This is a genomic window from Dissulfurispira sp. (genome assembly GCF_036745535.1).
GTDB lineage: Bacteria > Nitrospirota > Thermodesulfovibrionia > Thermodesulfovibrionales > Dissulfurispiraceae > Dissulfurispira.
In genome coordinates, this window is sequence record NZ_DAIOFX010000074.1 from 1 (window position 1) to 7678 (window position 7678).

General features: G+C 41.2%; 13 protein-coding genes, 2 tRNA genes and 1 pseudogene. 7 read left to right on the forward strand and 9 right to left on the reverse strand.

Annotation, left to right across the window (positions count from 1 at the left end; translation table 11 throughout):
- On the reverse strand, window positions 1-230 hold a 230-nt coding region (gene traT / locus V7L97_RS10215), incomplete at its 3' end, for a complement resistance protein TraT (protein ID WP_333655654.1).
- 136 nt (window positions 231-366) lie between these two features.
- Here traT and V7L97_RS10220 point away from each other — a divergent pair.
- The 3 genes from V7L97_RS10220 to V7L97_RS10230 all read left to right on the forward strand — a co-directional run bounded on the left by V7L97_RS10220 (window position 367) and on the right by V7L97_RS10230 (window position 1246).
- Window positions 367-440, forward strand: a tRNA-Pro gene (locus tag V7L97_RS10220).
- A gap of 294 nt (window positions 441-734) precedes the next feature.
- Complete coding sequence (locus V7L97_RS10225) at window positions 735-1190, forward strand: TIGR00725 family protein (protein ID WP_333655656.1); 456 nt, start codon at window positions 735-737, stop codon at window positions 1188-1190.
- Window positions 1173-1246, forward strand: a tRNA-Arg gene (locus V7L97_RS10230). The genes V7L97_RS10225 and V7L97_RS10230 overlap by 18 nt, the downstream gene beginning before the upstream one ends.
- A gap of 16 nt (window positions 1247-1262) precedes the next feature.
- On the opposite strand, the gene V7L97_RS10235 is transcribed toward V7L97_RS10230, so the two are convergent.
- The 7 genes and pseudogenes from V7L97_RS10235 to V7L97_RS10255 all read right to left on the reverse strand — a co-directional run bounded on the left by V7L97_RS10235 (window position 1263) and on the right by V7L97_RS10255 (window position 4558).
- A complete protein-coding gene (locus V7L97_RS10235) occupies window positions 1263-1637 on the reverse strand; it encodes an HVO_A0114 family putative DNA-binding protein (RefSeq protein ID WP_333655659.1) in 375 nt (124 codons plus the stop codon).
- Window positions 1634-1876: pseudogene (locus V7L97_RS13075) on the reverse strand (toxin-antitoxin system TumE family protein); the annotation flags it as partial. The pseudogene V7L97_RS13075 and the gene V7L97_RS10235, both read right to left, overlap by 4 nt.
- Window positions 1877-2174: 298 nt before the next feature.
- Complete coding sequence (locus V7L97_RS10240) at window positions 2175-2780, reverse strand: hypothetical protein (protein WP_333655661.1); 606 nt, start codon at window positions 2778-2780, stop codon at window positions 2175-2177.
- A 112-nt stretch (window positions 2781-2892) separates the two neighbouring features.
- Window positions 2893-3111, reverse strand: coding sequence for a hypothetical protein (locus V7L97_RS10245; RefSeq protein ID WP_333655664.1), 219 nt, complete (start codon window positions 3109-3111; stop codon window positions 2893-2895).
- Window positions 3101-3319 (reverse strand): DUF6932 family protein, encoded by a 219-nt coding sequence (locus V7L97_RS13080; RefSeq protein WP_442891816.1) that lies wholly within the window; start codon window positions 3317-3319, stop codon window positions 3101-3103. Before V7L97_RS13080 ends, V7L97_RS10245 begins: the two co-directional genes overlap by 11 nt.
- Before the next feature lie 648 nt (window positions 3320-3967).
- Window positions 3968-4204 (reverse strand): hypothetical protein, encoded by a 237-nt coding sequence (locus V7L97_RS10250; RefSeq protein WP_333655667.1) that lies wholly within the window; start codon window positions 4202-4204, stop codon window positions 3968-3970.
- 198 nt (window positions 4205-4402) lie between these two features.
- Window positions 4403-4558, reverse strand: coding sequence for a helix-turn-helix transcriptional regulator (locus tag V7L97_RS10255; RefSeq protein WP_333655669.1), 156 nt, complete (start codon window positions 4556-4558; stop codon window positions 4403-4405).
- Window positions 4559-4592: 34 nt separating this feature from the next.
- Here V7L97_RS10255 and V7L97_RS10260 point away from each other — a divergent pair, with 34 nt between their 5' ends.
- The 3 genes from V7L97_RS10260 (at window position 4593) to V7L97_RS10270 (ending at window position 5406) form a co-directional block, all read left to right on the forward strand.
- Complete coding sequence (locus V7L97_RS10260; protein ID WP_333655671.1) at window positions 4593-4910, forward strand: DUF7718 family protein; 318 nt, start codon at window positions 4593-4595, stop codon at window positions 4908-4910.
- Complete coding sequence (locus V7L97_RS10265; protein WP_333655672.1) at window positions 4892-5056, forward strand: hypothetical protein; 165 nt, start codon at window positions 4892-4894, stop codon at window positions 5054-5056. Before V7L97_RS10260 ends, V7L97_RS10265 begins: the two co-directional genes overlap by 19 nt.
- A 137-nt stretch (window positions 5057-5193) precedes the next feature.
- Window positions 5194-5406, forward strand: coding sequence for a hypothetical protein (locus V7L97_RS10270; RefSeq protein ID WP_333655674.1), 213 nt, complete (start codon window positions 5194-5196; stop codon window positions 5404-5406).
- Window positions 5407-5538: 132 nt separating this feature from the next.
- Here the strand turns inward: V7L97_RS10270 and V7L97_RS10275 are convergent, their stop codons facing one another.
- Window positions 5539-6072, reverse strand: a complete 534-nt coding sequence (locus tag V7L97_RS10275) for a hypothetical protein (RefSeq protein WP_333655677.1) — start codon at window positions 6070-6072, stop codon at window positions 5539-5541.
- A 247-nt stretch (window positions 6073-6319) separates the two neighbouring features.
- On the opposite strand from V7L97_RS10275, the gene V7L97_RS10280 reads away from it, so the two are divergent.
- Window positions 6320-7564, forward strand: coding sequence for an ATP-binding protein (locus V7L97_RS10280; protein WP_333655679.1), 1245 nt, complete (start codon window positions 6320-6322; stop codon window positions 7562-7564).
- Window positions 7565-7678: the final 114 nt, after the last annotated feature.

Consider the following 7678-nt stretch of genomic DNA (forward strand, 5'->3'; position numbering starts at 1 on the left):
AAGACTATTTCTTGCATGTCAGATGTGTTAGTAACCCTGACAAAAACATTCCTGTTCTTTGTCAGAATGGTTGGGTCGAGGAATATGGTGTCTGACATTTTAACGGCTACTGTCATTTTGGCGTGCTCGATAGCTCGCATGGTCTGTGCGCAGCCTGAAAGGACAAAAACAACGGCAACAGATAAAACCACTATCCCAAAGACTTTTGATTTTTCCTTTGTCATGAACATTTTTCTTCCTCCATGATTAATTGGTTTTATGGGAATTTAAAGTAAATGGAGGTTTTTAGTTAAGATAAGAAATATTTCTGAAATGTTTTAGACTTAAGTTTCCTCAGTCTCTGAACTTATGGTATCATATAGCTTTCGGGGCGTAGCGCAGCCTGGTAGCGCACTCGGTTCGGGACCGAAAGGTCGGAGGTTCAAATCCTCTCGCCCCGATATTTATTTTTTTGAAATCATATGCCGAATTTTATCAAAAGACTTATTGCCAGCAATAGGGAATTTATCCTGAACGAGGTTGTAGAAGTCAAGGGACTCATGCAGCTCCTGATGAAACACCAGAATACAGGACAAGAATGGACAAAAGAAGAGAAGAAAGAGATTAAAGTGCATCTTAAAAAATATATCAAAGGTTGTTCCAGCAATAGTCATCTTCTTAATCCCCGGAGGCTCATTGCTTCTGCCCTTCCTTGCAGAAGTGCTTGACAGGAGAAAAGAGGGAAGGACATAACCATGCAGCAAAAAATAATAGCTGTCATAGGTGCAGGCAATTCAGACGAAAATACCTTGAGAATTGCCGAAGAGGTCGGTAAACTCATCGCAAGAAGAAATGCCATCCTCATATGCGGAGGTCTCGGCGGAGTGATGGAGGCTGCTGCAAAAGGTGCTAAATCCGAAGGTGGGATAACAGTTGGAATCCTGCCACAAAGCTATAAAAGCGATGCCAATCCTTACATTGATGTGCCTGTTGCCACTGGATTTGGTGAAGGGAGAAATGTTATCATAGTTCGTTCAGCAGATGCCCTTATTGCTGTTGGTGGAGAATACGGAACGCTCTCAGAAATAGCCCTCGGATTGAAAACAGGCAAGCCGGTCATAGGCATAAACACTTGGGATATAAAGGGCATTATAAAAGCAGACGATGCTGAAGATGCAGTAAATAAGGCCCTCGCCCCCTTAGCTCAGTAGGATAGAGCACAGGTTTCCTAAACCTGGTGCCGCAGGTTCGATTCCTGCAGGGGGCACTTAATTTTCTAAAGCCTAAACAGGAATCTCCAGAAGTATCCGGTCGTAGTTTACAAACGGCGTTGTCTTCTCTCTTCCATCCTTCGTCTTTTTCAGTTCTATAAGCCCCATCTGCGCAAGAAACTGAACATCATCGAAAGTATTCTTTACATTACGGTGAAGTATCTTTGCGAGCTCATATATTGACTGCGGATGATCTTTTTTTATGGTCTTCAATATCCTTAATCTTTCCTCTGTAAGAACCTTCCTCATGGTCTCAAGGCTTTCAAGGGAAATGCCCTCATGCTTTTTGACCTTTTCCCCTCGCTCAAGTTTTCCCCATACCTCTTTAACCTCTTTAAAAACATCTTCGTCAGATTTAATGGATATTTTTATATTTCTCACTCTCATAGATTCCCCTCCTTAAATTGTTTAATATCATTCATAAAATCTTTCCATAACTTCTCTAATCCCTGAAACTTGTAAATATACTCCTTGCCTCTATAATGCTTATGGTCTCCCTTATGCTCGTGATTGTCGTAACCTATTACTCTCTCATCGTTAACAATATATGTAAAAGAGTACTTTAGGCCATGCGGCTTATCCTTGTGTTTGGGGACTCTCCATATTTTTATCTCGTAAAAAGAGCCGTCAGCAAAATACTTTTTCTCATGATAAGCAAGTCTGCCTTCATATTAGTATTACAATACCAAATATTGATTGAACCGTCAAGATGGCTAAAGCAACAGGCATTTTTGCAAAGTCAAGGAATTAGAGAAATTATTTGATGTTTTTATCAAGGACAGAGTGATTTTGTTTCTTCCTTCAGTGATGCGAGACATGAAGCGCACCAGAATGCATAATTATGATTCGCAAAACTAAAAACATTAACCGTCAAAAAGGGCCTGGCTATCTCGCATTCACTGCAGTAACTGTTTATACACTTCTTTATTCTTCGTCAATAAATTCCAATAGCCAATAGACCTCCCTATGTGGCCTGTTCAGAGGCTTAACAATTCTTTTTTTCATCTTCAGTTTCCACTTGCGACCAATAACAGCTTTGCCCGATTGTATAAAGGCTTTATATTGCTCAGATGCATCCTTTGAGACAGAGCCATATACAATATCTCCACTTTCAAGTCTAAGCTTGAATTTCCGATGTTCTGGAAGATAGCCAAATATTTCACCCTCTATAAAATCCTCTTGCTCATCTATAGAAGTTGCCTCTGTACGTACTCTAGCGCGATGTATTGAAGGGCTGTCAAGAGTAATATCTGCAACGTCTTCAACTACTCTAACAGTTGCAGCACTTGTATCAAGACTAACGAAAAAGTCCCGTAACGTCGTGAGCGTTCTTGCATCTAGTGTTTCAGCAATTTCCTCGAATTCTATCTCATTAGGTGATGCCGTACGCTCTATCATGCGTGTGACTTTTTCAACTATCAACTTGAGTTCTGTATCCACTATTTCAGTTTGATCAGACAACTCGTCAAGAATGAAGCCAAAAGAGCCTTTAGCAATTTCAGTAACCATCAATGTTGTTCGTTGTTTCATGGGGATAGGGCCTCTAGTGCCAAGCACACCAATCTCAGTCTTTGCAAATGTTCGGGAAACTAGCTCCTGAAAAAGTTCAAGAGTGTGTCCTGCAAAATCAGCTGATATACCCCTAGAACCTAAGACTGGTTCTCCACCAAAAAAACAACGCAACACTTGCTGTCATTTCTGGGTGTTGATCAGTCTGGCTGATTTCATTTTCGATTTTTTGCTTTCTGTGTGTCAGTTGCATTTCACCAATAGGGTCGCCAACCTCAATTGCTTGTTTAAGCAATAATTCTACAGCCGATAGTTCAGCTTGCAAGCCTTCAAGCTTGAGTTTACGAGGCATGACTACCTCCACTATTAAGGAAGTCAATAACTTCCTTGTCATCGCCCAGAGAAACTTGAAGCATTCCCTTCCACAGGAAGGTGTCACGTTGGTGAGAAAACAAACCAAACCAGTATGCAGTTTGGTTAATCAAGAACCCTGGGTGTGAAGTCATATCTACAAAATATGCGTCGCATAAATATATTTTTTTTGCTTTCCTCCGGGTCAAATAAGTCGGGACGAGAATTTATGAACTTTCGCCAGATATCAAGCTCTCTGAAGCTATCTGGCCTATTAGCAAATGTAATATATCGATATCAAATGGAGGGCGACCACGAGTCACTTCAGTGTTTTCCACAAAACTTCCGTTTATTCATTGAAAGCCATCATGAATGCCAGACTTTCTTAACTCATCTCTATAGTTCATAACGCCTTTTAATATTTTAATTCTTTCTTCATTAATAGCATACTTCTTTACAACATCAAGCATCGACACACAATAAGGCAACATTGCGGAAGGATCAGTTGGCGACTGTCCGGGGAGAAATGGAGGGAGAACGCCAGATGCATTATGTGCTGGTATCAATTAATATGCTCCTTTATTTATGTATAATGGTAGCCTTAACCAGTGCGGGTAACAACGCGAATAATATCGTGTCGCTTAATCCGCGTCTGGTTAAAGGCATGGTTATACGCTCTTTTATCTCCATATTGCGTATGGCTTAATCTGATAAAAGTCATACATTGTTGATAATGACCCAAAGACATTCAGAGAAATCTCTTTGCCTCTGTAACCTCTGAAAAAATAGGGAGTCATGCCCTGTTGGTGACATTTTGCCCCCTGACCTTTTTAGTTTCGATACGTTTGCAGCAAGAATCACGCGAACATTGTGGTTTTCTTATAATAATCGTCTCGATGGTTATAGCCACCAGGGCGACCCTTTTCAAGGAGAATTTGCTTAAACTTAAGCTTGATTCCTGCTTTGCCACTTATCGATTTTTCCAAAGTAGATGTTTTCTCTATTTCAAGATTGCTTACAGTTTGTGCATAAAGGCTCTCTATGCCTGAATCATCGAGATAAAGGTATTCACGTAATGGCAACGCGGCACTCATATATTAGTCTCCATTATTCGTATAACATTGTCTTTTATCTCTATCCCACATTTTATAGCATTATATGCCTATAGGAAGTGAGAATCAAGGGTTGCGGGCAAGATGTTATTGATATTTTAGCCGGTTGTCCGGCTTTTTGTTCCAATCACATAAATAGAACATCCAGAATGGAAAATCCAGCGTTTGTATAAATCCGCATTAAACCGCAGCAGGATGAAGTTCTGTATATGCTCTCACTCTTTCCAGCGCCTTTTTCTTTTTCTCTTTGACCCTATAAAGCTCATATTGCATCTGCAAGTTAATCCATAGCTCCTCTGATGTGCCAAAATACTTTTCAAGCCTGACTGCCATCATTCATACTTTTTCTGTTACGATATAATTTTGCTACATGAATAAAGAATACTTTTTGGAAATTGCACCAGGCATTGTTGCTTATGTATATTTCATCACAGAAAAAGGGGATGTTATAGAATTTGTGGTGAAGCTTTTGTGTGAATTTGAAGGACAGTGGCATGAAGTGATAAGATATGATAGCGGGCATGAATGCCCGCATAAAGACATTCTTGATACGGATGGGAATGTAGTCAGAAAAGTCTGGTATGACTATCTCGATAATAGTCAAGCCTTGACTATGGCTATAACTGATATAAAAGATAATTACGAATTTTACAAAGAGAGGTATTTAAAATGGCTAAAAGGAAACTAAAAGAAAAAGAGATAATAGAGCACCTCAAGGCAGAAGGTTTTAAAGAAGTCGGGATTAACGTCAAAAAAACGAGTTGGTATAAAAAAGCCTCTGAAAAAACCGCCTGCTTAATCAGAAAGGGAAAATCCAGCGTCATTAATTCGTAATAAACCCTTTGTAAAAATGAACTGTTTTTGCAAAAAACATAAACAATTAATTATAGGCTGAAACGCTTGATAATACTGGTTTTGGGTATTTGTAAGCACTTGCGGAAACCCTTAAATATGTTTCCCATAGAGGAGAGATGAAAAACGATAACGAAATAAAAGTCGAAGGAACAAAAACCCTTATAAAAGCTATGGGAGCTATTGAGGCGGAAAGGTACATCGCTTTAATGGCGCGTGAGAAATTCGATTATACAAAATGGCGCAAGACCATGCTGCCGGAAGAAAGCATTCAGGAGATCAGCAAGGCAGCCATGCAGTATAGGGAAAAGGCGAAAAAAAGCAAACGGTAGTTTTGTGTCCTGTCTTTGTTTGTTCTTGCCCCATAACGCCCTTCAAAACGCTATCCTGATTAAACACAGGCGGATGTTAAGATATAAAAGATAGTTTATAGTGTCAATTTACAAAGTCGCTTCAGCGTTGTCTCACACGAGGGATGCCGCGAGTTGAAGTGCGAATCCCAACATGAGAAAAACGAGAGCAATTCGGGTAATCGCACCTTGCCGCTGCTCTGATAGCCACGCATCTAAATCCCCCAACTGGCCGACGGGTACAAGGACCATTTTGGTGTCGGGCTCTTCTGGAATAAGTGTTACATAAAGAGTGCGGTACGCTTCAACTGTCGAGTTACCCACGGGTAGCGACATAGTCGCGTAACCCACTCCCACTGCCTTCGCCCAGTCGACAGTATGAGCGAGAGGTGACTTCTGACGAATGAAATTGGAGAGTGCTGAGTACGCTTCAGGTTCACACAGCAAATCCATTCCAGTTGTTTCTGAAGTCACTTTTGTATTCGGCGGCAGGTTGCCGAGTACGTTACGGCTTTTCCTCAACAAATTTACGGCATGAACACGTTTCTTGTGTGCAGGCAAAAAGTCGTGCGGAGCAACGTCTATGAGCAGCAACAGCGCACTCACAAACAAAGCAACATTCGCCGCAATCTCTAAACAATCACTCATCCGATCCGCTCTTTCAATCTATAACAATAATCATTTAAATCATCTTCCATAGCTTTAAAGCATTATGTACAACATTCTTTTTTTAAGTTTCTTCAACATTTTATAGCGTTATAAACTGATACATGAGGATAATCAAGGGTTTGCATGGGGAATATCACTAAAGATAAGCCGATTGTTCGGCTTCTTATTCCGATCACATAAACAGAGCATGATGTATTTTTAATCACGATGTGATATATTATATATCATGATATTGAAAGATATTTACAAACCGAGGTGGCTTGCAGATAAACTCAGGTCTGCTGCGGAATTCTCTCCTGTGATAATCCTTTCCGGCGCAAGGCAAACAGGCAAAAGCACTCTCTTGCAAAATGAGCACCCGTTCAAGGACTGGCACTATATCACCTTTGATGACCTCGATACGCTTGCTCTGGCTCAAAAAAAGCCTGATGAACTCCTTGCCATCTCACATAACATGGTTATCGACGAAGTGCAAAAGGCCCCAAAATTTCTGCATGCAGTAAAAAAAGCGGTTGATAAAGACAGATCGAGAAGGATAGTCCTTTCCGGCTCCGCAAAACTCATCCTGATGAAGAGCGTCTCGGAAAGCCTTGCAGGCAGGGCAGCATACTTCGACCTCATGCCTTTCAGCTATGGCGAGTTTATGGAACGGAAGTACATCGGCTGGCTCGAATCGTTTATTGAAACAGGCCGCTTGCCGTCATTGAAGATAAAAGACTATACATTTGGGCAAAAGAGCGGCGATATTATCAGAATCCTTTTCAGGGGCTTTATGCCTCCTGCTGCATTTCTGGAAAAAGAGGATCACATTGCGGCATGGTGGAGAGGGTATACAAAGACGTACCTTGAACGGGATTTGAGAGATATTTCCGAAATATCGTATCTCCCGGACTTTAGGAAGATGATGGAACTGCTCGCTCTAAGGACGGCGAATATCCTCAAACAAAGCGATATAGCGAGGGATACGGGGCTATCCCATGCTACTGCCGGAAGGTATATAAATATCCTTGAGGAAACAGGACTTGTGTCAAGGGTCAGGCCTTATTCCAAAAACATCTCCAAAAGACTTATAAAAGCGCCGAAGATTTTTATAACAGATCCAGGCCTGGCAGCTTCGCTTGGAGGGTTCACTGCATCAGCATCTATACCTGAAGGATTCAGAGGAGCCTTGCTTGAATCGTATGTATTCCTGAATCTGACAGTTATGGCGTCACTTATAGAAGGAGATGTTATGTACTTCAGGACACAGGGGGGAAAAGAGCGGGAAGTCGATTTCGTATTGGAAAAAGGCAACAGGATAATCGGCGTTGAGGTTAAGCTGTCTTCCACTATATCTATGAAGGATGCCGAGAACTTATTATTTCTAAAAGATGCGGCAAAGAGGTTTGCAGGCGGCCTCGTTATATATTCCGGCTCTGAAATAAAACAACTTACTGCAAATATCTTTGCCGTTCCGTGGAGTATATTTTAATCTGTACTGAAGATGAGTTATTGTTGCGAAACATAAACCGCAGGTTCGACCCCTGCAGGGGGCACTTTAATCGCCGCATAAAAAAAGCCCCTCCCTATTCAGGGAGGGGCACAG